The following is a 23,190-nucleotide window of genomic DNA, read 5'->3' on the forward strand; positions in this document are numbered from 1 at the left end:
TTATGAGGTGGAATTGATCGATTTATTTGCCTGCAGTTTTTCATCCCAATTGATTTTCCACTCGATAAAATCTTTACTCGCCATCGGTTTCGCGATGAAATATCCTTGCACTTCATCGCAGCCAGAATTGGCGATTAAGTCCCAGTCCTGCTGTTTTTCCACGCCTTCCGCGACCAGATTCAGGCGGAATATTTTTCCTAACTGAATACTCGAACCCAGGATGGCACGTGCTCCCTCATCTTTGGTCGCCCCATTCACAAAAGCACGATCCACCTTGAGTTCAGTCACGGGTAACTGCTTGAGATTTTCCATGGTTGAGAATCCGGTACCGAAATCATCAATCGACAAACCAAATCCTTTTAAACGCAGACGTGTCAGTATCTCCAGACTCAGGGTCAGATTTTCCATCAGCCGGCTCTCAGTCAATTCCAGCGTGATGTGATCAGGAGGGACACCGGCGGCCAGCACGATACGTTCAAATTCTTCCGGCAGATCAAGCTGATCCAGGTCATCCATAGAGACATTGACCGAGACCTTGAAATCATGTCCCTGTTGCAGCCACAGCCCTAACTGATGCGCTGCTTTTTTTAAGACTTCATGGGTGAGCACATCGATCATGCCATGTGCTTCCAGTACCGGCACAAAGCTGGCCGGGCCGATGATGCCACGTTCATGATGACGCCAGCGTGCCAGACATTCCGCACCTACCACCCGCTTGTCATGTACTGATACTTTAGGTTGGAAAAAGACTTCTACGCAGTTTTCGGCAAGACCTTGTTGCAGCTCGTCCAGCGTCAATACCGCTTCTGTTTTGTAGGTCACCTGGCGTGGCAGGCTTTGTTTTTGTTGTACCAGTGCCAGCTCCAGCAAGTCTGGTAGCAAGGGTTTTTTCAACGCAGCGAGTAAGCGCAAGCCATAAGCGCGTACCAGGCTTTCTGCCGCTTTCAGTAAGTTATGATCGACACTGCTGATCAGTACGATGGACCCGGTATAGGATTGTTCCGCAACCAGTCGCAGGAAGCTGATGCCATCCATGCCATTCAGATGCAGGTCGCACAGAATAATTTCGGGTTGATACGTGCGTATCATGGTCAAAGCCTGATGCCCGTCCAGACAAGACATGATGCGGGTCACGCCCAGCTTACGGAGACAGGCGCAGGCAATATCGAGATGACTGGGGTCGTCCTCCAGAACCAGTACATGCAAATCGGAGAAATTGTTTGTGTGGTTGGGCTGCGCGCCGGTATTTTGCTTCACTTTGCCGCCTGTTGCTTCTTCCAAATACTGATGCACTGCCTTTTCTATGTCGATAAATTCATGATGCAGCCACTGTATCAGAGTTTGTGCCTCGTCCAGATTCGGTTGGGCCCGCAGCATTTCCAGCTTGTGGCAGGCATCAGCAAACTGATGCGCACCGACAGTACGCGCACTGGATTTAAGCTTATGTCCTAGTGCCGCAATCAGCTGGATATCCTTGCTCTGGAAAGCCTGCTCCAGGTCTTGCAGACCATGATCAGCTGACTCGATAAATTTGCGCGCAAACTTACCGATTTTCTCAGGATGATTGCCCAGCTGTTTTTCCAGTACACCCAGATCGATACGTGAAGTCTGGCTGGAATGGAAGCTGGCTGCCTGCTCTTCCAGATGGGGTAAAGGCTGGTCCAGTGGCAAATGACTGAGCCAGCGCAGGATAGTGGTGAATAAAACTTCCGGAATGAATGGCTTGGCAATGAAATCATTCATCCCGGCGCCCAGACATTGCAGGCGGTCTTCATTCATCGCATTAGCTGTCATAGCGATGACTGGCAGGGTGGCAAATTTATCCTGTGCCCGTATTTTCCGGGTCGCTTCCAGTCCATCCATAACCGGCATCTGTATGTCCATCAGTATGCAATCCACGGCCTTGCTGGCCAGGATATCCAGGGCTTGCTGGCCATCACCGGCCAGCAATACCGTCAGATCTGCACTTTCCAGTAGTTCTGATGCGATCTGCTGATTGAACTGATTATCATCGACTACCAGCACCGTGATACGTTCGCGCTCATTGACCAGCAAACGCAGCTTGGTATTACTCATATTTTCTTCCAGCGGCTCAGGTGGTGCGACTTCCTGTTTCGCTGCAGATAAATGCACGGTACACCAGAAGGTACTGCCCTTGCCGACTTCGCTGCTGACACCGACATCACCGCCCATCAGACGGGCTAGTTGCTTGCTGATCGCGAGGCCCAGGCCGGTACCGCCATATTTGCGCGTGGTGGAGCTGTCTGCCTGTTCAAAGGAACGGAATAATTTACTTTGCTGTTCCTCACTCATACCTATGCCGGAATCCTGCACTTCGAAACGCACCAGCCAGCCATCGGCTGCATCATTCACTTTACGCGCCCTGACCACAATTTCACCGCTTTCGGTGAATTTCAATGCGTTATTGGTGTAGTTAATGAGGATCTGGCTAAGCCGTAAAGGATCACCGTGCATGTGATTGGCAAGCGCAGGATCAACATCGAAATTCAGCACGATATTGCGGCCTATCAGCTTGTTGCTCATCATGCTGGCGAGGTTATTGAGTATCTCATCGAGCCAGAAGTCGACCGATTCCAGCGTCAGCTTACCAGCTTCAATTTTAGAAAAATCGAGGATGTCGTTGACGATGTGCAGCAAGTGCTGACCGGACAGCTGGATTTTTTTCAGGTAGTCGCGCTGCTTAGGATCGGAGGTCGCAGCCATCGCCAGATAAGTCATGCCCAGCACCCCATTCATCGGGGTACGGATTTCATGGCTCATATTCGCAATAAAATTGCTCTTGGCTTCATTCGCAGCCTCGGCTTGCAGCCTTGCCTGTGCCAGCTCTGCGGTACGGCTGACCACCAGCTCTTCCAGATGATGTCGGTGTTTGTCGAGTTCTTCGCCCAGCCTTTTTTTGTCGGTAATATCTTCCTGCACCGAGACATAATGCGTAATGCTGCCGTCTTCCTGACGCAGCGGGGTGATGATCGCATATTGGATAATCAGGCTGCCGTCTTTACGCTGATTAACAAATTCACCTTTCCAGATTTGTCCCTGCTGTAGAGTGGCAAACAAATGTTCCCGTTGCTCCTGACGCAGATTACGGGTGCCGATCACCGCTGGTGTTTTCCCTATCAGTTCTTCCCTGCTGTAGCCGAAAGTTTTTACAAAAGCCTCATTCACATATTCAATCTGATATTGCACATTGGTGATGATGATGGTTTCCGGACTTTGCTCTACTGCCAGCGATAATTTGTGCAGCTGGGCTTCTGCCACTTTGCGTTCCGTAATGTCCTGGATCTGGAAAACGAAATGCGCGGCTTTGCCATCTTTATCCCGCACCACACTCACATTTAACTGGGTCCAGATGTCATGCTGCTCGCGATGCAGATAACGTTTTTCCAGCTGTAAGGTGGGACGCACCCCCTTAATCACTTCCTGTAACAGCGCGCGGTCACTCACATTGTCGGATATAGGCGCAACCAGATCAAAGCCTTCTCGCATGAAGTCTGCTTCGCTCCAGCCCAACATGTCGCAGAAGGCATGATTCACTTTCAGAAAGCGTAAATTCAGATCAATCAGCGCCATGCCTATCGGAGACGCAACAAAGGTTTGCTCAAGTTGCGCATCACTTTCATGCTGGCTTGCCTCTGCCAGCTTACGCTCAGTGATGTCCTGTACGATGCCGGTCAGGCGTACTACCCGGCCGTTTGCATTGATTAAACGGTTACCTGGCATCGCCCAGATATAGCGCACTTCCCCATCCGGCAGAATGATGCGGTATTCAAACGGTTGTGCCAGGCTGTGCTGTTTAAAGGTATCGGTTTGTCGCGCTGAGATTTTTTCCTGATCATCCGGATGCACAGTTTCCCTGATCATGCGCTGGATATCACCTCTGTAGCTGGACAGATCGCGCCTCCAGATGCGCATCATTTCATCTGACCAGGTGACCTTATTATTGTCTGGTTCCCATACCCAGTGACCGACATGCGCCGTTTGTTCGGCTTCACGCAAATCGAGTTCACTTTGGCGCAAGGCTTCTTCTGTGCGGCGGCGTTCGGAGATATCACGGGTAACGGCCAGTACCATGGTGTCTTCATGCACATTGTCGCGGATAGGAACGGCATGGGTTTCCAGCCAGCGGTGGGTGCCACGTAAGCCGGTAATTTCAAATTGCAGAATACCATTGCCACCTGAAATCGCGGTTTGCATCAGCTGATAAAAGGCTGCCCGATATTTCGGTGCTACAAAACTGATCAGCGTGTGTTGACGGACGCTTTCCAGACTTTCTGCTTCCAGCATCGCCAGGCCGGCGGAATTCATTTCCAGCAAATCACCGTTTGCGTTGACGACTTTGACACATTCTGGTTCGGCTTCAAAAATCGCACGCAGCCTTTGCTCACTTTGCTTTAGTCTGGCTTCGGCCTGGTGTTTGTAGACGCCCAACTCCAGCGAAGTCCGTAACTCGCGATCAGTAAAGGGTTTGATGATGTAGCCGAATGCTTCAGATTGTTTGACCCTGCTCAGGGTTGCATCTTCGGTGTCACCGGATAAAAATACGACTGGAATTTGCTGCTGCGAATGGATAATCTGAGCGGCTTCAATGCCATCCATTTTCCCTGCCAGCATGATATCCATCAGCACGATATCCGGTTGTAACAACTTGACCAGTGTGATCGCTTCTTCACCTGTGGTGGTGGCTCCCACTGCATCAAAGCCCAGTAATTCCAGTTTGAGCTGAATTTGCAATGAGACCAGTTCGTCGTCTTCGACGACCATGACCTTTGATCTTTGTTGGGGTGCAAGCATACGTACTCCACTGCAAAAATCGTTTCAGGCACTGAGGACTGGCCTGGGCTTCAATTGGAAATCGTGCGTTTAAAAGAAAGTGATTTCGGTCTCATTCTCTGTACTGGCATTATCCTTGCCATGATTCCGGTATTCATCCTGCATGGTGTAAGTCGTCTGCAACTCTTCCAGCCAAACCGAGGTCGCAGGCAATTCGCCAGGCCCGGCATGCGCCACCTGTTGCTGCATTTTCTGTATGTCTGTGCGCACCACATCCAGCATTTGTCCTATCCTGTCCTGAAATTGCAGACTGACCAGGGATTCTTCGATATTGCCGCGTATCGCACCGCCATGTATCAACAGCTGTTTGGCGGTATCGCCCATGCTTTCAACGTGCGACAACACATCCTTAACGACGTGTCCGGAAATTTCCAGTATCTGGCTGTCCTGGCTGGCAGTACGATCCGCGGTGTTCAGGGCAGTTTGCATCACGGCGGAAACATTTTTCACGCGCTCACCCATGCGCCGTCCCGTTTCAGCAGACAGATGGGACAGCTTCCGTACTTCACCGGCCACCACTGCAAAACCACGTCCGTGTTCACCCACCCGCGCTGCTTCAATGGCGGCATTGATCGCCAACAAATTGGTCTGGGCGGCAATCTGGCCGACTTCATGCGCCATGGTATCGAGTTCTTTGGTCGATTTCGCCAGTTCACGTATGCAATTGAGCAATTCATCTTTGCTGGCGATCATTTTTCCCAAAGAGTCAATCACAGGTGTCAGCTCTTTGCGGCAGAGCTGTAGCAAAGTGATAGTCGCATCATTATTCTTGTTCAGTGACATATTGCTGACGCCGCCGAAGCCTGCTGCATCAAGTTCGCTGACCATATGCATGAAGCTGTTAATCAGATTACCAATGGCAGATTCAGTTTGTTCACGTACTGATTGCACATGCTTTTCCCATAGTGGCAGCACATGGTGTAATAAATTGGCGAGCTCTTCATCTTCCTGAACTGACGGTGTCACACGATGTAGTGTTGCCTCATCGGCCAGGTTGGGTTGCCCGGTCTGTACCGAACGAAAAAACAGATAGCTGGCGCTCAACAAGATGCAGGCGAGTGCAATGCTGCTCATCAACGCGAAATATTGCCAAAGCAAAATCAGGCTGGACAGGATGAGCAATGCATAGGCGATGCTGACTTGACTATGCTGGCGAAGCGAAAAATTCCACATATTACATTTCCCAAATGAAATACGACGTGAACTTCTACTTACTTAACGGAGCGATGTGAGAGTCTGAGCTTAGTCTGTGTGGGAAAGAGATTCCCAGGAAATTCCATGCATCCCAGAAACAAATTTCTTTAAGGATTTTTTCCTATCGTTCTATTTTGGACATATTCCAACGAATTGCAATCGTTTTGTTATCAAAATTAGCAATAAATGGGGATGCACTAAATCAACAAGTTGTAAAAAAGAGATTATGATTATACTTATTGCCACTACTTTTTAATTCAAATAGTTCCAGTATTATTCGATTATTTCGAATAATTTACTCAATAAACTGCCTGCCAGCCTGGGATCAGGCTGTGGCATATATCGTGCGGCTCCCGAACGCAATTCCATCATGCGTGCTTGTTTTCCGGTAGTCTTAGCACTTGGCGTGCTTACTGCTGTTTTGGACAAAAGCCGTGTGCGTCGCGTATTGTGGATAACCAGAACCTGCCAACAAGCCCTGGCCATTTATTTACTTTTTCCCTGCTTCCTTATGCTTACAGAACATTCTTCTTTCGCCCAGTCGCCTGTTGACAGTCAGGTACCAGATGCCATCAGTCCAGAAAAGCAGTTTTTTGTTGTTTCCACCAAAAAATTTGCGATTATGACTCTTGCTACCATGGGTTTATATGCGACCTATTGGTTCTACCGAAACTGGCGTGCTTACCGGGAGTCCACTGGTGACAATATCTGGCCAGTGGCGCGCGCGATTTTCAGTATTTTCTTTACGCATGCCTTGTTGCGTGAAATAGCTGACAGCCGGCCTCAGTTGCAGCAGCTTAGAGGCTGGAATCATCGCTTTCAGGCACATATGATCGTGCTGTTGACGATTTTGATGCGTATTTTCGACCGCATGGCGGGCAAAGGAATCGGCGTGCCTGTGACGGATTTACTGTCGCTGGCTTTGCTGATACCGTTCACCATGTTTCTGGTTCAGGTACAAAGCAACGTGAATCTTGCGATGCGTGATCCTGAAGGCCAGCGCAACGCACGTTTTGGTGTCGCCAATGTGATCTGGATTGCGCTTGGCATTTTGCTTTGGATGTCAGTGCTGCAGGATATGACTGGTGGTTTCAGTTCTGGCTCCGGCAGCACGGGTAGTGTGATTATTTAATACAGACTGGGGCCGGTGATGCAGGCAGTATCTTCGTATGATTTTTCCCAGGTACGTTTAAGCACAGCGCGGCTGGAATTGCGTCCTATGCAGATGGATGATACCGATGCCTTGTTTGCGATGTGTGCTGATGCCGAGTTTGTGCGCTACTGGAGCGAACCGGCCTGGCAGCACCGCGAGCAGGCTGAGCGTCGTATCCAGCGTGATCTGGATGCCTTACCGCGTGGCGATTATCTCTGTCTGGCTATCGTACGCAAACAGGATGGCGTCTGGCTGGGTAACTGTAGCTTGTTCAGTTTCCTGTGGGAATGCCGCCGCGCTGAGATTGGCTATGGCCTGGCGCGTCCTTACTGGGGGCAGGGTTATATGCAAGAGGCCTTGCAGGCTTTGCTGGCCTATGGCTTTGAGGATTTGCAGTTACACCGTGTCGAAGCGGATATAGATCCGGCTAACCGCGCGTCAGAACAGTCCCTGAAGCGACTCGGTTTTGTGCAGGAGGGTTTGCTGCGCGAACGCTGGATTGTAGATGGCCAGGTGTCTGATTCCGCGCTGTTTGGTTTGTTGCAGCCTGACTGGCTGGCGCTGCAAACGTCAGCAGCCCAGCATGCATCCGTCTAAGGTCAGACGTGAAGCGCTGCATGCGCTGACCGATTTACCCAATATCGCTGCCGCCGGGGCGGCCGATTTACGTCTGCTCGGCATCACGCATCCTCAACAGCTGATTGGTGCATCTGCACTGGACCTGTATCAGCGGCTATGCCTGCTGAGCGGACAACAGCAGGATCCCTGTGTGCTGGATGTGCTGTTGTCGGTCGTTGATTTCATGAATGGGGCAGAGGCGCAGTCCTGGTGGGCCTATACCAGCCAGCGCAAGCAAATGCTGGCGGCACTGAAATCTGTTTAGGGCCGGCCTACCTCGAGCACCAGCACACCACGCGCCGGTATGTTGAGTGACTGCGATAATTCGACTTGCTGGCCGCTGAACAGCTCGCGGCCCCACGCACCGGCTGGCAGGATTTCTGCATATCTGTTGAGAGCGATCTGGCTGGCGCTGCTGTTCTTATTCATGAACACCATCACCTGTTGCTGCCCCAGCGTACGTACATAACTGTAGATGCCGTTTTCGGGGGCGAAATGCATCAGTTTGCCGCGATGAATGACGGGCTGATGTTTGCGCCAGTTAAGCAGGGTTTTGAGCCAGCTTTGCGCATATTTTTGCGCGTCTGTCAGACCTGTGCCGGTGAAGGCATTGACGGTGTCGCCGCTCCAGCCACCGGGAAAATCACGCCGTGCTGCGCCATCATTTCTTTCTTTGGCGCTGGTCATTAAAATTTCAGTTCCGTAATACAGTTGCGGCGTGCGTGGCATAGTTGCGAGATACACCAGCGCCATGCGGGTCAGATCCCAGTCTTCATTGAGCACGGTGTACAGGCGGCTCAGGTCGTGATTGCCTTCAAACAGCACCAGTCGGGCCGGGTCAGGATAAAACTGGTCATTGACCAGAGCTTCATACAGGCTGTTGAAGCCACCATTCCAGGACTCGCTGGCGGTCAAGGCCTTGATCAACACATCCTGCAAAGGGAAGTCCATCATACTGGGCATAGAAGAGACATAGCCATCCGGATTCACTTTGCCGCGTAACCAGCGCGCCACCACATTGGGATTGGTGCTCCATTCTTCGCCGACCATACTGAACTGCGGATATTCCTCCAAAATGCGGCGCGACCATTGCGCCAGAAAGCCAGGATCGGAATAGCTATAAGTGTCGGTGCGTATGCCGGACAGACCGGCGTACTCTATCCACCAGATACTGTTCTGGATTTGATATTGCGCCAGCACAGGATGGGCATTGTTCAGATCCGGCATATGTGCACTGAACCAGCCCTGACTAAAATTCTGTTTATCCACATTGGCGGCATAGGGGTCGCTGACTGTGGTACGCGCATGTGCGGTCGGTACGAATTTGCCCTGGTAAGTGATCCAGTCCGGTGCTGGCAGATCGCGTATCCACCAATGCTGATCACCAATGTGATTCAGCACCACATCCTGGATTACGCCTATGCCGTGGCGGCGCGCCTGTTGTACCAGTTCCCGGTACTCTGCATTGCTGCCTAGCCGCGCATCGATGCGGTAAAAATCGGTCGCCGCATAGCCATGATAGGAATACTGCGGCTGATTATTTTCCACCACCGGCGTCGGCCAGATCATGGTGTAGCCCATGTCGGCGATATAGGCCAGATGCTGTTGTATGCCAGCCAGATCACCGCCATGGCGGCCTGCGCTGTCGTCGCTGCGATCCAGTTTGTCAGTAAAACCGGGCAGCACATCATTGGCCGGATTGCCGTTCGCGAAGCGGTCCGGCATCAGATTCAGGATCACATCCTGAGGGCCAAAACCATGGCGCCGGGCGGAGCCGGGTTCCCTGGCTTTGAATTCATAATCTGCCTCGGCCTTGATCTGCCCGTTAGCATCAACAAAGCGAATATGCCGCTTGCCTGCCCGCATAGAGCGATTGAGTTCCAGATCGATGACCAGGTAATTCGGATTCGGCATAGCCTGTACTTTACGCACGCGCAGACCTGTGCCGCTGATTTGCGGTCGCGTCAGTCCGATCTGGTCACCATGCACCATCAGCTGCAACTGGCGGTTTTGCATGCCGGTCCACCAGAAGGGCGGTTCTATCCGGTCTGGTGCAGCTAAACCTGTTGCCTTTACTGGCAATACACTGGATAAGGCAGTCAACAGCGCACTGCAACAAAAAATTGTAGCCAGGCGCAGGCATAGCTTGCTAAAGGTAAACATGAAGTCTCCTTAGTGTAGTTTTAGTACATTATTCTTGTATGTACTCAAAGATATAGCATTTTTTGGGTGTAAGAGTAACTGAATTCTTTGATGATACCGGCATGATTTGTATATTTGACTTTCAGTTGTCAGTGCAGGCCTGCTTGCAGGGGAGAGGCTAAATATAAGTAATAAAACTAATTTTTAACTTGCCTCAAGCTGTATGTTTCTTTGTTGCACTGGCAGTGCAACAAGTAAAACCGGATTTTGTCTATGCGGCGCATCAAATGATGGTGCAAAAATTGCTAGTGAATTTGAAACTGTGTAGTATCTGTAGGACTTAGCGAAATTGTCTCAGCCGACAGCGCGCTGTAACAACTGCCAGGTCCTCATCACAGATCAGACATCCGCCCAGCCATCAGTCTCTTCCGTTATTTTGTTACTTCTGAATTCAGGCTGGCAGAACCCGAAATTCTATGCAGCATGCATGTTGATATGCCCGGAAACAAGAAAGGATAGCTATGGCGCCGCCACCTCTCGCAACTGAACAAATTCCACCGGATGAAGCGCATTACATCAATGATTTACGCAAACGTCTGAAGGCAAAAATTCAGCGCGAATATCCGCAAGGTGTGATGCGCAGGGATGCGCATCCTAAGATGCATGGACTGGTCAGGGCGTATTTCATTGTCGAACCAGATTTGCCTGCAGATTTACGCGTCGGCGTCTTTCAGGAGCCTCGCAGGTATAAATCCTGGATACGCTTTTCCAATCAGAATGGCACGATACAGCCGGATATCAAGAGCGACATTCGTGGCATGGCCATCAAACTGATGGGTGTACCGGGTAAAAAATTGCTGGAAGCGGAACAGGATGCAGAAACCCATGATTTCATCCTCATCAGCACCGATGTATTTGTGACGGCTAATGTCAAAGAATTCGCGGGTCTGATCAAGTCTATGACTAGCGGTGTGTTGTCCACCATCTGGTATTTCCTGACCCACTGGCGGGTCTCGTATAACCTGTGGCATTCCATGCTGAAGTTTGCCAATCCTCTGCATATTTCTTATTTCAGCACCACGCCTTACCTGTACGGCGACAAAGCGGTTAAGTATGCCGTCGTGCCGAGTACCAAGTCGATCGACCATTTGCCGGATCATCCCAAAGACGATTTTCTGCGCCGCGCCATGGTCAAGCAATTGTCAAAAGAAGATGCGGTGTTTGACTTCATGATACAGATACAGACCGACGCGGAAAAAATGCCGATCGAAGATCCGGGTAAATTATGGCCGGAGACCCTGTCGCCATTTATCAAGATCGCCACCATCCGCATACCGCGTCAGAATTTTGATTCTGAGCCGCAGCGTGATTTTGGCGAAGAGCTGTCATTCACACCCTGGCATGCCTTGCCTGAGCATCGCCCGCTGGGCGGCATCAACCGCGCGCGTAAAATCGTGTATGACGCGATTTCAGCATTCCGGCACGAGCATAATCATACCCCGCGCAAAGAGCCGGACAGCTGGAATATTCCCGGCGTGGACCCGCTCGATCAGCAGACCCAGGCCAGTCGTTTTTTATGGGGCAATACGACTAACTTTACGTCGGATCAATAACACCGCGTGCGATCATCCTCAGTGCAGTCATGCTGGGGATGAAAAAATACTCACCGCCACGGGTTTCCACGAAGCGCGGAATACGCGCCAGAATATAAGGCGCATCCTCGCTGGCCGGATCAACCTGCAGCACGGCCTTGCTCGCGAAACGCGGATCGCTGCTATGGTTGCCGAGGATGATTTCCTTATCGTTGGCCGCCTTAAAATCATTGCCGTAATTAATCCACTGCTGCTGCACGAATTCAAACTGACGGTTAATGTCGGCATTCAGCATCATGATGATGATGCCGTGATTGCCGTCATCGCGCTGGCGGTCGTGTACGGCACCGTAAGGCAGTCCGCGACGCAGGATACGGCGCCGGTTGACCAGCGCGCCTGGCGTATCAAACGCACCTGTCATACGTTTTAGTGAGCCGGGCGGATCGCCGGGATCACGTCCCATTTCCAGCGAGGCACGCGGATTGATACGGCGCAGATGCGAACTGAACGGGCATTTGCCGCCGCTCATATCAGCATCATAGGTAAAGTCGCTCAACATCCTGTCCTGCTGTTCCGGTGTGGCTGTCGCAAAGCGCGCATCGAAGGCCTGTTTGGCTGCTGCATCCGGCGCTGACACCAGCGGCGCACCGTTATCGCGCCAGCGTCCGACAAATTTCGCTGCCAGCAGTTCTGGGCCGCCTGGATATTTTTTTCCTTCCTGTTGCAGATAGTGTTCGAAGCTCGCCACGTTTTCATGCAGCTTGCGATACACCATATAGGTGCCGTTGCGTACCAGCAGGATAGGCAAGGGTGCGGGCGGATATTCATGCGCTTCATCCACATGACCAAGCAGGAATTCACCGGTCGCCAGCGGTGCCCAGCTGCCGTCTGCCATTTGTTTGCCGCGGCCACGTACGCGGTCCGCATCGTAAGGCACACCTTCAAACACTGGATCACCGATGCCATCGGTATAGCCGAAATGCTCTTTGGCGGTTGGCATGCCGTTTTCCATCACCACGTTCACTTCCTGATAATCGAGCAGCTCGCCATTGTCACCGCGATTACCGCCGAGTATTACCACCCCGCCTTCACTGTGCCGCACTTCGTCCAGCAGCCACTGATAGCCTTGTTCCAGAAATTCAGTACAGCTTTGCATGGCTTGCGCCATACCTGCGACATCGGCGGTGGCTGGCGCTGGTGCGCGTGCATTCAGCAAGACCGTGATGTGTACATCCTTCTCGCGCGTGACTCGGTTGTTGCGCCAGATCGGATCCCAGCGTTCGGGTGAACTCGGCCCATCGTCGCCGAGAATATCGCGCCTGTGCTTCATGCCCTCGATAAATTCCGGCGAAAAATCGACCAGCGAAGCGCGTGGCAATTCCAGTTCTTTCAGACCCTGATAAGTGAAGGCGATATTCACCGCACAATCCGGTGGCTGTACCGCATTTGGCCCGCTGCCCCAGTTGACGGCGGTAGTTACGCGCTGAGTGATGCGTCCTACGAATTGACGTGCGCGGGCGCTGTGGCGGATATTCAGGAACACATAGCGGCCTTTGGGATAACCAAAACGTGCGTAAGCGCGCAGGATATGGCCTTGGATATCGGATAAATCCAGTTCTTGAGTCATGGTCTTGTTCCCTGTATGGCGTTACAGACGATATTGTCCCGGAGCCCAGGTCGGGCTTTGCACATGTTCCGCCTGCACTCTGTGCATGAACTCGCGGTAGCGCGCGCGCAGCTCGGCGGCGGGTAAGCCCTGATGGGCGGTGGCAAAACGCGCGAACTCCTGTTTCAGATACAGCGCTTTGAGCTGTTCCGCCAGCGGTAAGTCATTCGAGCCGACAAAGAACAGCGAAGTCTTGAGCTGGCATTGCCGTATATAGTCCGTGAAACTGCGCGCATCCTGCACCCGTTCAAAGCCATAGCAGTGTTGCCAGACTTCGCGTATGCGCTGGTTGATGGCTTCCCACATGCCGCGTAAATAGGCATCCGGTTCACCCGAAGGGCCACAATAAAAATTGGTGGTGAACACCAGATAGGCCGATTGCAGATGCTCTTCGACTGGCATCACGCTGCGGCGCAGGCCATCCGGTACCACCGGCAGATAATCCGACCAGGTATCCGGCGCGCTGCCGCCAGGCAGGGATTCAGTGACTACATCATCCAGCACGAAAAAGCGACACAGATAGGTTTCAGGCACCAGTGCCATCGGGCTGTTGAATTCCTGATTCCAGCTTTGCAGCAGATCGCGGACCAGATCCGCATGCGAGATTTCGCGTCCCGCCACCAGACCATTGCGGATGGGGGAGAGTACGGTCAGACCGTAAGCATTACCAAATACATTAGCCATGAGGACGCTCCTGATCGAGTTGACCCGCGTGCCAGCGCACCCGCTTCTCCACCTGCGCGGCAGACATACTGATGATGGGGGTCGGGTGCATTTCACCCAGATCATGCTGCAGCCCGCGCAGCAAGGCCTTATACCGTCTTTCAAACTCTTGGTCGCTGCCCTGATCGACAGTGCGGTTAAACGCGAGCAGGCTTTCCCTGACTGTCTGAGCCGACTTGATATCGTTGGATGCGGCCAGCGGATAGGCGCTGTAATAGTGGATGGTTTCGAGCTGGTTGTACTGGATATAGCGATGGAAAGGCGTTAAAGCGACCGACTTGGAATAGCGTATATTCCATTTCCAGAACAGATCGAGCCCGCCCGGTATCGCGAAGGTGAACGAGTCCACATACTGATCCCAGCTGCCATTGAAATTACTGAAAAACAGCATGTAGCTGTACTTCAGTTTTTCTTTAGGCTGCTCAGGCGAAACATGCGGAAATTGTTTGCGCCCGACGATCACCCAGCGCGCATAATGGATTAAAGACAGTGTGATCAGACCCTGCAAAGTGCTGGGGCGTTTCAGTGCAACCCAGAAAAACAACTTATTCACCCATGCCGTGTACCAGCGTACTGGTGTGATGACATTCATCGCATAGGCTTTACCAGCAATGTTCGACATGCTTGTCTCCCAATTAGGTAGTCCGGTGAAAAATCGCAGTAAGTGTAGAAATGAAACGGGAAAGGCAATACGCGGCTCAGAATAGCATATTGTCAAAACGTAAGCTTGTCATTTTTATCTTTATGTTGCGCAAATCATGCGTTTGCGGCATAAGCGCGCGACAGGCTTTGCTGCGCGGCCAGATAGCCAGATGGCTTATTCCGGATACAGATCAACGACTATGCTCTTCGCTAACTGGTCGCCCATACGTTGTTTGTTCTCATTAAAGAGAAACGCGATCAGCTCAAACACCGTCATTAGCATCGCCAGATTTCGCTGGCAGGAGCGCCAGACGGTCAATGCTTCACCATGAGATGCTGTGACTGCACGCAGGCGCAAACAGCGTTTGCCTATGCCGCCGTTGGGTAAGGCATCACGTATCAGCATATAGCCCAGACACAAGGAGACAAATATGCCAGACAGTGATTTTGCCCAAGCCAGTCCGGACTGATGCAACAAAAAATGGACCAGCATCATACTCAGATTGAGCACGATGATGTCGATCAGGAACGCACCTATACGCCGGAAACGACTGGCAGGACGATCCCCGAATGGAAAATTACTGAGTGCTGGCAGACCAGCTAACTGGCGCAGACAGTTAATGTCGTCAACAGACATGCCACGCTCTGTCAATATGACTTCTATTTGCTCGCGACGTTGTAAGGGGATGGGAGTTTGCGCAATCGCGATCAGCAGATCCGTATCAGCTCGCTGATCGTCATGAGAGGATGAATCGTTCATAGATTGAAGAAGTGGAGACGGCGCACTGGCAAGAATCCGACAATATACCTGAAGTGTCAGCCCTCAGAAAAGCAGCGACCCGCCAGCTGGCGGGTCGCTGCAGACTCAACATAGCGAGCGCAGGCTTGCCTTAAGGCCGGGCATCCGTCGCCGGTAACACTTTCACGCGCAAAGCACTGGCCTGGCCCGCAGAGCGGTAGACTCTATGATTTGCTTTGATAAAGTCGCTGGCCTTGGCTTCGTAAATGTTCGGCACAAAGCTTTGCGGATTGCGGTCTATGAAGGGGAACCAGGACGACTGCACCTGCACCATGATTTTGTGGCCGCGTTTAAAGGTATGCAGCACATCATTGATGCTGAAGCGCACTGGCGTGATCTGTCCCGGCACCATAGCCAGCGGCTGACTGAAACTCTGGCGGTAACGCGCACGGAAAGGCTCGCCACGCACCAGAGTTTGCTGATGACCGCGTTGTATGCCTTGTTCTTTCAGATCCGGGGGCGCAACGTCAATCAGCTTAACCACGAAGTCGGCATCGCTGCCAGTGACGCTCACAAACAAATCGGCCTCCAGCGGGCCAGCCAGCGTGACATCCTGCTCCAGCACATCCGTTTCCCAGCTCAGTACATCGGGACGGCTGCTGGCAAAGCGCTGGTCCGCTGCGACATAATTTTTACTCCAGCCATTCATGATCTCGGTGGTGTAGGGCACAGGTTTGGCCGGGTCGCTCAGGTATTCATCAAAGGCTGGCTGCTGTTCGTTTGGTGCGTTGAAACGCAGTTTGCCATCGGCATGGAAGTACAGAGCCTGATCTTTAACTTGCTGTGGTGGCCAGCTGTCAAAACCACGCCAGCGGTTGGCACCGGTTTCAAACATCCAGGCTTCCGGCAAACGCGGCTGCTCAGCGCCTTTCAGATGGTGACGGAAAAACGCCAGCTCGACGGGCTGATAATTGTTCACCGTCTTGTAGCCAAAGTGCGCATCGCCAACCTGATCGCCATTGCTGCGGGTCCAGCCACCATGTATCCAGGGCCCGATCACCAGCGTGTTCTGTATGCCGGGATTGAGTTTTTCTATCGCCTTATAGGTCTGCAAAGGGCCATATAAATCTTCGGTGTCATACCAGCCGCCCACGGTCAGTACCGCTGCTTTAATATTTTTCAGATGCGGCAGCAGATTGCGGCTTTGCCAGAACTGATCATAATCCGGATGCGCGATGATGTCGTTCCAGAACGGGATACCGCCCTTGAAGTATTGTGCATTCACGTTCGCCAGCGGTCCCAGTTTCAGGAAAAATTCATAGGCATCGGGTGTGCCGTAATTGAATTCACGCCAGCCGCGTTTTTCAGTCGGTTCCGGACGCGGTACCCCGAAACTATGAAAGAAGGTGAATGCCATCGACAGATTCAGCGCGCCGTTTCTATGCATATCATCGCCGCGGAACCAGTCCGCTATCGGTGCCTGCGGTGAAATCGCCTTCAGCGCAGGATGGCTGTCGATCGCACCGGCCGAGGTATAAAAACCAGGATAGGAAATACCCCATTGCCCGAACTTGCCATTTTGCTGAGGCAGGTGTTTGATCAGCCAGTCTATGGTGTCGTAAGTGTCTGAGCTTTCATCGACATCATTGCTGCCACGTTTGACATCGATATGCGGCCGCATATTGATGAACTCGCCTTCCGACATATAGGTGCCACGCACGTCCTGGAATGCAAAAATATAGCCTTCTTTTTCATACTCAGCGGTCGGTCCCAGCATGCCCTTATACTGATCCGCGCCATACGGTGCAATCGAATACGGTGTACGCACCATCAGCACCGGATAAGTCTTTTTGCGATCCGCATCATTCGGCACATACACCGCAGTAAACAAGCGTTTGCCATCGCGCATGGGGATGCGGTATTCGAATTTGGTGTAATGCTCACGGATGTAATCTGCGCGCTGCCTGAGCGGATCGAGACGCGCATCCTGACTGGCAGCGGCCTGCGCCACAGCAGATACCGGCAGCGCAGCACCGGCGACAACAAAAGCGGCCAGCACACTGGCCAGCAATGGAGTAGATTTCATGAAGTTCCTGTCAGAGCTGAGGCATGAGAAACCGGGAACTGCCCTCACATCAGACAGGCAGCGGCTTGCAGGCTTAGTATGCCAGAGCGCCGGGAAGTTCCATGCGCGGTGTGGAAATATAAAAATACGACCAATAAAAAATCACTGTCATTCCTGTCAGATCAAAAGTAGTCAGGCACATTGCAAAATTACGCGCCTGTCCTAAGCCTGTTCAATGACAGAAAAAGCAGATGAAAAAAACAAATCAAGAGACACCGGCGATTTCACTGGCAATGTAAAGGCGTTGAATGGCGAACTAATTAGCCTGAGAGACCCATAAATAGATTAACGCTAACCCCGCACCCACCACGTATCCGCAAATGAAGCGTAAAACATCGGTATGACTATTTTTTGACTTGTCCATATTCATAATCCCTCAACATTAATCCTCTTCCGGCCGGTATTCCGGCAGCGGGGCTTCGATGTCGGTGATGCTGTCTTTGCCTTTGGCTTTGGCTTGCTGCAGGGCCTGCGTCGCTCTTTGCAGCATGATGTCGGGCGTATCCTTGATGGCGTTGGTGGTGAGGCCGGTACAGAAGCTGATTTGTAATCCGGCAGCGACGGCATTCCAGTCGCATTGATCGATACGTTGTTTGAGGCGGGCGATGGCTTTCAGGCTTTGGTCCAGCCAGGTGGTTGGCATGATGATGGCAAATTCATTGGCGGCGACCCGGCCGAAAGAATCCAGGGTGCGCAGCATAGTCAGTGCTTCTTTGGCCAGCATTTGCAGCACTTGTTTGGCGACAGCCTGTCCATGTTGTTCGAGTATCAGCTCCAGTCCGTCGATGCTGATCACAGCCAGTGTAAAGGTATGGCCGGTGCGGTAGGAGCGCGCCAGTTCGGAATCCAGATACGACAACAGGGTGCGCCGGTTGTAGGCACCGGTCAGGTGATCGTGTTCGGTCAGACTGTCTAACTGCTTCAGCAATTGCTCCAGATTCGGTACCAGATTGTCCTGGTTACCGTGGGTTTTAATATCCTCTATCATTTTGGTCAGCTGTGACCGCACATGCTGCAAGGGATGTTGTGAATCGGTTGGCATGTCCTCTCCGACGGGATTGCTGGTGGCCTGTCAGGCCGGGTATGGTCTGATCCTGCGTGTCCTGGATGCGCCTGCAGAGTTAGCGGATGTCACTTACAATAGCGCGGCCTTACTTTAGCATTTTGTCAGCCATAACACTATCGTGATTCCAGCCGTCTTTCCTTGTCAGCCTGTGCAGAGTGATCTGTTTCCCGGTATCCGCTTGTGGATGAAGCGTGATGATTTGCTGCATCCTCAGGTATCCGGGAATAAGTTCCGCAAGCTCAAATACCCTTTACTGGCCTTGTCGGGACAGCCACTGGTACTCAGCATGGGCGGCTTGTGGTCTAACCATTTACACGCACTGGCGCATGCTTTACAGCAGCGTGGCTGGTCTGGACGTTTTCTGGTGCGTGCGCATGTGGGGATGGACAGTGCGATGCTGGCCGATTGCCGCGCGCTGGGTATGCAGCTGCTGTATGTGAACCGTGAGGATTATCGCAGCTTGCGTCAGGAGCCGGATTTCTGGCGTCAGTATGCGCAGCTTGATGGCAAACAGACTGAGGCGGTCTGGCTGCCGGAAGGCGGCAGTGCCGCCAGCGCTTTGCACGGCGTGGCCGAGCTGGTCACTGAAGTGGAGCAGGAGCTGGGCTTGGTACCAGATCAGGTCTGGCTGGCCGCCGGAACGGGCGCCACCGCCGCGGGTGTGCTGGCAGGTATGCGCGGGCGTGGCCAGGTTACGGCTGTGGCGAGTTTTCCAAATGCTGCATATTTGCAACAGGAGCTGGCGCGATTGTTGATTCAGGCTGGCTACCCGGCGTGGCAAAATTTCCGCTTGCTGACCGACTTTCATCATGGTGGCTATGCGCGTATCTCGCCGGAATTAAGCGAATTTTGCAAAAATTTTTATGCCAGTACTGGTATCCCGACGGAACCCGTCTACACTGGCAAGATGTTGTACGCCTTGCATTTGCTTTGCCTGAATGGAATATTTCGATCCGGGCAGACGGTGCTGGCGCTCCATACCGGTGGCATGCAGGGTGTGCGTGGTTTTCCGGATTGGGCTGGTCATTATTCACAGTGAGTTTGTTGTGTCAAAAAAAGGCTTAGTCATTTTGTCGTTGCTACTCGTTGGCCTGGCTCACAGCCGCCAGGCCTGTGCACGCGCTGAAGAAAAACTGCGTATTGCTGTTATTGAAACCCTGGATAATCCGCTCAATGTATTCGATAAGCAGCATCAGTTGACGGGTGGATTACTGAAAGACTATACCGATGCGATTGCACGTGGTTTGCCAGCTCAAGCTGTGTATCAGACTTATTCCCGGCGTCGGGTAGAGCCGGCACTGCTGCGTGGTGATGCTGATCTGGTCTGTTATTTCAGTCCGCAATGGATGGATCAGTCCTCGGATTTACAGTGGAGTCTGCCAAATTTGCCGCAGTTTGAGCGTGTGCTGGTGCGTAAGGGAAATGCCGTGCCGACCAGCTATCCGGCTCAGCTCAAAGGAAAAAAAATCGCAACCCAGCTGGCCTATCATTATCCGCAGATACAGCAGGAAGTGGCGGCCGGTAAAATCCAGCGTCTGGATCAGATCGAAGTCGCGAGTATGTTCCGGTTGGTCGCTATGGGTGCGGCCGATGCATTGATTACGTCTGACGCGGAGATAGAAGGCTATTTCAAACTGCATCCTGAGCAAAGGTCACAGTTCAGTATCGCGCCTGCGCATTTTTCCAGGGTCTATACTCAATGTGCGCTGTCGCCGAAATCAGGCTGGAAACTGGAACAGATTAACCGCCAGATTCAACGTCTGCTTGATAGCGGCGAGCAAAGCAGGCTGCTACATCAATACGGCTTGACTGAAAAATAAGCTCGCAGCGCTCTGATTCAAACAAAAATTTTTTTCATTCAAAAAGTCCGCGTGCTTCTTACGATCTGGCCGTATTTCGTCTTGCGAGCCGCATCCTTACTCAGTCTTACTTTTCAAACTGAATACAAATCTGGCTTTGCCGTGGATTTGATCTATTTCATTTACCCTCATTGTTGTAAATTGCCCACGAGAAATTAGAGTTGCTGCTCAGTTGCGGCCAAATCTGGTCTGAAATTGCACGGAAAATGTGCGTTTTTTGGTGAAACAGTGATTCCGTATCGCCCAAAATGAGTGCATTTCAGAAAATGTTGGTGCGCAGCATGGTTTTTTAACAAAATTAATCGTCAAAATGATTTATTTTGTCGTCAAAATGTAATTTATATCGGTTTTTTGACGTCATTTTGCTCGCTATTCTCGGACAACATTTCCCCCTACACTGAGTCGACGTTGTTGAAGTAACTAGCCCGGCGGGGCTGCCACATGGGCGCAGCGATGCGCAAATAATGAATGATTTCCGGCAGTGAACTGACTGGAAATCGATATAACCAGGGAGAAGTACACATGCGGTTTCAATCACGATCCATCCTCGCAACACTCATCTTGTCCGCTGTTTCCAGCGGTGCTTTTGCAGCCAGCCATACGGTCGAAAATCTGACCATATTCGCTGGTGAAAAAGCCGCTTCCGCAAAAGATGTGCTGGCTAAAAACGCGGCCAAATATGGCTTGCCAGCCAGTCTCGATAATCTGGTGCTGACCAAGGTGCAGGATTCCCTGCTCGGTAAGCATTACTACTATCAGCAAATGCTGCGCGGCATCCCGGTGGATCGCGCTGAAATCGTTATTTCGATCAGCCACAAAGGCGACTTACTGAAAGTCTTCAATGAGACTAAGCCAGTGTCTGCACAGGCTGACGCGAATGCCGTCAATCAGTTGTACGTGCAAAAGCAAATCACGACAGAGCAGGCTTTGGACAAAGCCTGGGCCAATATGAAAGTGCAGCACAAACTGGTGGCCGCACCGAAGACCGATCTGGTCTGGGTTGCAGGTCCGTCCGGTTTCCAGCTCGCGCATAAAGTCAACATCTCGGCCCAGATGCCTACCGGTGGTTTCGTGCAGTACATCAGCACCGCTGATGGCAAATTACTGGATTCCTATTCGACTACACTGCCACGTATGTCCAAAGGGGGTGAACGCAGTCTGGCTGAGCGCGCCAGACTGAATGTCTCCACACTCGACCGTCAGTCTGAAATGGCCGCATTTTCTGCCAAGCTGGGCAAAGTCGCAGCAGCACCTGCTGCCAGCAGCCTGGCCGTGGCCGCAGTGGCTTCCGGCGTCAACGGCAGCGGCCTGGTGTTTGATCCCGATCCACGTTCTGTGCTCAATACAGAAAACCTGTCTGATACCTCAGCCGCGAGCGCGTTTGATGCCGCATACTCGACCAAAACCCTGCGCGATCTGACCGTCACCAATGGTGTGTATACCTTGTCCGGTCCTTTCGTAAACATCACGGATATCGAGGCCCCAAATACCGCGCCTAGCACCACCACCAACGGAGTGTGGACAGCCAAACGTGGCAACAACGCGTTTGACGATACCAACGTTTACTTCCATCTGGATCAGAACCAGCGCTATATCCAGTCGCTGGGCTTCACCGGTTCCAAATCCATCATCAACCGTCCGCTGAATGTAGATACCGATGGCGTGAATGGCGATGACAATTCCCATTACCAGCCAGCTGCAGCCGGCAAGGATTATCTGGCTTTCGGCCATGGCTGTGTGAATGATACCGAAGACGTGGGCGTGATCCTGCATGAATATGGTCACGGTATTCAGTACAACATCAATAATAGCTGGACTGGTGGCGACACCGGCGGTATGGGCGAAGGCTTTGGTGATTACTGGGCGGCTTCCTACTCCTACAGCACCGCCAACGGCAAGACCTTCCATCCGGAATGGGCGTTTAAATGGGATGGACATAATGCATGCTGGGGTGGCCGTATGCTGAACCGCACCGATGCCAAATACAATGCATCGAAATCCTATCCGCCACATACCTCGGTCACAGAAAATGGCGTGACTTTCCAGTCGGATGAATTATGGTCGACACCGCTGTTCCAGTCGCTGGTTGCGCTGATCGCAGCTGGCAAGCCACGTGAAAACGTCGACAAGATTATTCTGGAAGCGCATTTCGGTCTGGGTTCTAACGTCAAGATGCCAGCCATGGCGACAGCAATCGTGAATGCGGCAACTGCCTTGTTCCCGAACGATGCGACTTATGCCAATACTTTCCGTGCCAAGTTTGAAGCACAGAATATTCTGGCTGGCGCTGTTCCTCCGGGCAACGTCATCAGCGAAACAGAAAGCAATAACACCACAGCGACAGCGAACCTGATCAGCACATCGAACACGACTGTTAATGGCACGATCAGCGCCAGTACCGATGTGGATTATTTCAAGGTGACGGTTCCGGCCGGTAAAACCCTGAAAGTGGTGATGACACCAAACTCCAGCTCTGACTACGATCTGGAACTGTATAACAGCACGGGCACCAAGTTGACTTCCAGCACCAACGGCAAGGGTGCAGCTGATACCGTGACGTATGCCAATACCGGCACAGCGGCGGTCGTGGTGTACGCCAAAGTGCTGTATTACAGCGGTGGCACCGGTGCCACGAATGGTAAATACAGCGCGGTATTCACCTGGTAAGCGTTCAGGGCAGGACACATAATAAAAATAAATAATAAGAAAAAATAATAATAACTCTCCAACAGATTGAGCCCATCCCTGACCGGATGGGCTTTTTTTATGCGGTCACGATACGCGAGTGGTGACCAAAGGCTTGGCTGTATGCTAAGGAAG

At 52.1% G+C, this 23,190-nt stretch carries 16 protein-coding genes; 7 read left to right on the forward strand and 9 right to left on the reverse strand.

Going from position 1 to position 23,190, the window contains the following annotated elements:
* Positions 1 to 4,812 carry a response regulator gene (locus tag H8K43_RS16765; RefSeq protein ID WP_186904916.1) on the reverse strand — a complete coding sequence of 1,604 codons (4,812 nt, stop codon included), beginning with the start codon at positions 4,810 to 4,812 and terminating at the stop codon, positions 1 to 3.
* Between the two features lie 69 nt (positions 4,813 to 4,881).
* Complete coding sequence (locus tag H8K43_RS19215) at positions 4,882 to 6,024, reverse strand: methyl-accepting chemotaxis protein (protein WP_186904917.1); 1,143 nt, start codon at positions 6,022 to 6,024, stop codon at positions 4,882 to 4,884.
* Positions 6,025 to 6,667: 643 nt separating this feature from the next.
* Between H8K43_RS19215 and H8K43_RS16775 the strand changes: the two genes are divergently transcribed.
* From H8K43_RS16775 to H8K43_RS16785, 3 genes are read left to right on the forward strand one after another with little or no spacing between them, the layout of a single operon-like run.
* Positions 6,668 to 7,177 (forward strand): hypothetical protein, encoded by a 510-nt coding sequence (locus tag H8K43_RS16775; protein WP_186904918.1) that lies wholly within the window; start codon positions 6,668 to 6,670, stop codon positions 7,175 to 7,177.
* 18 nt (positions 7,178 to 7,195) lie between these two features.
* Positions 7,196 to 7,795, forward strand: a complete 600-nt coding sequence (locus H8K43_RS16780; RefSeq protein ID WP_186904919.1) for a GNAT family N-acetyltransferase — start codon at positions 7,196 to 7,198, stop codon at positions 7,793 to 7,795.
* Positions 7,782 to 8,081: a helix-hairpin-helix domain-containing protein gene (locus tag H8K43_RS16785; RefSeq protein WP_186904920.1), complete on the forward strand. Its 300-nt coding sequence runs from the start codon at positions 7,782 to 7,784 to the stop codon at positions 8,079 to 8,081. The genes H8K43_RS16780 and H8K43_RS16785 overlap by 14 nt, the downstream gene beginning before the upstream one ends.
* On the opposite strand, the gene H8K43_RS16790 is transcribed toward H8K43_RS16785, so the two are convergent.
* Positions 8,078 to 9,979 (reverse strand): glycoside hydrolase family 13 protein, encoded by a 1,902-nt coding sequence (locus H8K43_RS16790; RefSeq protein WP_186904921.1) that lies wholly within the window; start codon positions 9,977 to 9,979, stop codon positions 8,078 to 8,080. The two genes, H8K43_RS16785 and H8K43_RS16790, sit on opposite strands and share 4 nt — an antisense overlap.
* 500 nt (positions 9,980 to 10,479) lie before the next feature.
* On the opposite strand from H8K43_RS16790, the gene H8K43_RS16795 reads away from it, so the two are divergent.
* Positions 10,480 to 11,571, forward strand: a complete 1,092-nt coding sequence (locus tag H8K43_RS16795; protein WP_186904922.1) for a catalase family protein — start codon at positions 10,480 to 10,482, stop codon at positions 11,569 to 11,571.
* On the opposite strand, the gene H8K43_RS16800 is transcribed toward H8K43_RS16795, so the two are convergent.
* The 6 genes from H8K43_RS16800 to H8K43_RS16825 all read right to left on the reverse strand — a co-directional run bounded on the left by H8K43_RS16800 (position 11,555) and on the right by H8K43_RS16825 (position 18,487).
* Positions 11,555 to 13,177: a Dyp-type peroxidase gene (locus H8K43_RS16800; RefSeq protein WP_186904923.1), complete on the reverse strand. Its 1,623-nt coding sequence runs from the start codon at positions 13,175 to 13,177 to the stop codon at positions 11,555 to 11,557. The two genes, H8K43_RS16795 and H8K43_RS16800, sit on opposite strands and share 17 nt — an antisense overlap.
* Positions 13,178 to 13,198: 21 nt before the next feature.
* Complete coding sequence (locus tag H8K43_RS16805) at positions 13,199 to 13,900, reverse strand: hypothetical protein (RefSeq protein ID WP_186904924.1); 702 nt, start codon at positions 13,898 to 13,900, stop codon at positions 13,199 to 13,201.
* On the reverse strand, positions 13,893 to 14,561 hold the full coding sequence (locus tag H8K43_RS16810) for a hypothetical protein (protein WP_186904925.1): 669 nt from the start codon (positions 14,559 to 14,561) through the stop codon (positions 13,893 to 13,895). The genes H8K43_RS16805 and H8K43_RS16810 overlap by 8 nt, the downstream gene beginning before the upstream one ends.
* Before the next feature lie 195 nt (positions 14,562 to 14,756).
* A complete protein-coding gene (locus tag H8K43_RS16815; protein ID WP_186904926.1) occupies positions 14,757 to 15,341 on the reverse strand; it encodes an RDD family protein in 585 nt (194 codons plus the stop codon).
* A gap of 130 nt (positions 15,342 to 15,471) precedes the next feature.
* Positions 15,472 to 17,406, reverse strand: coding sequence for a CocE/NonD family hydrolase (locus H8K43_RS16820; protein ID WP_186904927.1), 1,935 nt, complete (start codon positions 17,404 to 17,406; stop codon positions 15,472 to 15,474).
* A 421-nt stretch (positions 17,407 to 17,827) separates the two neighbouring features.
* Positions 17,828 to 18,487, reverse strand: a complete 660-nt coding sequence (locus tag H8K43_RS16825) for a GGDEF domain-containing protein (protein WP_186904928.1) — start codon at positions 18,485 to 18,487, stop codon at positions 17,828 to 17,830.
* Positions 18,488 to 18,629: 142 nt separating this feature from the next.
* On the opposite strand from H8K43_RS16825, the gene H8K43_RS16830 reads away from it, so the two are divergent.
* The 3 genes from H8K43_RS16830 (at position 18,630) to H8K43_RS16840 (ending at position 23,037) form a co-directional block, all read left to right on the forward strand.
* Positions 18,630 to 19,550, forward strand: coding sequence for a 1-aminocyclopropane-1-carboxylate deaminase/D-cysteine desulfhydrase (locus H8K43_RS16830; RefSeq protein WP_186904929.1), 921 nt, complete (start codon positions 18,630 to 18,632; stop codon positions 19,548 to 19,550).
* Between the two features lie 7 nt (positions 19,551 to 19,557).
* Entirely contained in the window at positions 19,558 to 20,331 is a 774-nt protein-coding gene (locus H8K43_RS16835; protein ID WP_186904930.1) for a substrate-binding periplasmic protein, read from the forward strand.
* 561 nt (positions 20,332 to 20,892) lie between these two features.
* The gene (locus tag H8K43_RS16840; RefSeq protein WP_186904931.1) at positions 20,893 to 23,037 is read left to right on the forward strand and encodes a pre-peptidase C-terminal domain-containing protein; all 2,145 of its coding nucleotides are present in this window, start codon (positions 20,893 to 20,895) and stop codon (positions 23,035 to 23,037) included.
* Positions 23,038 to 23,190: the final 153 nt, after the last annotated feature.

The sequence above is a fragment of the Cognatundibacterium curvum genome (assembly GCF_014284235.1).
GTDB lineage: Bacteria > Pseudomonadota > Gammaproteobacteria > Burkholderiales > Burkholderiaceae_D > Undibacterium > Undibacterium curvum.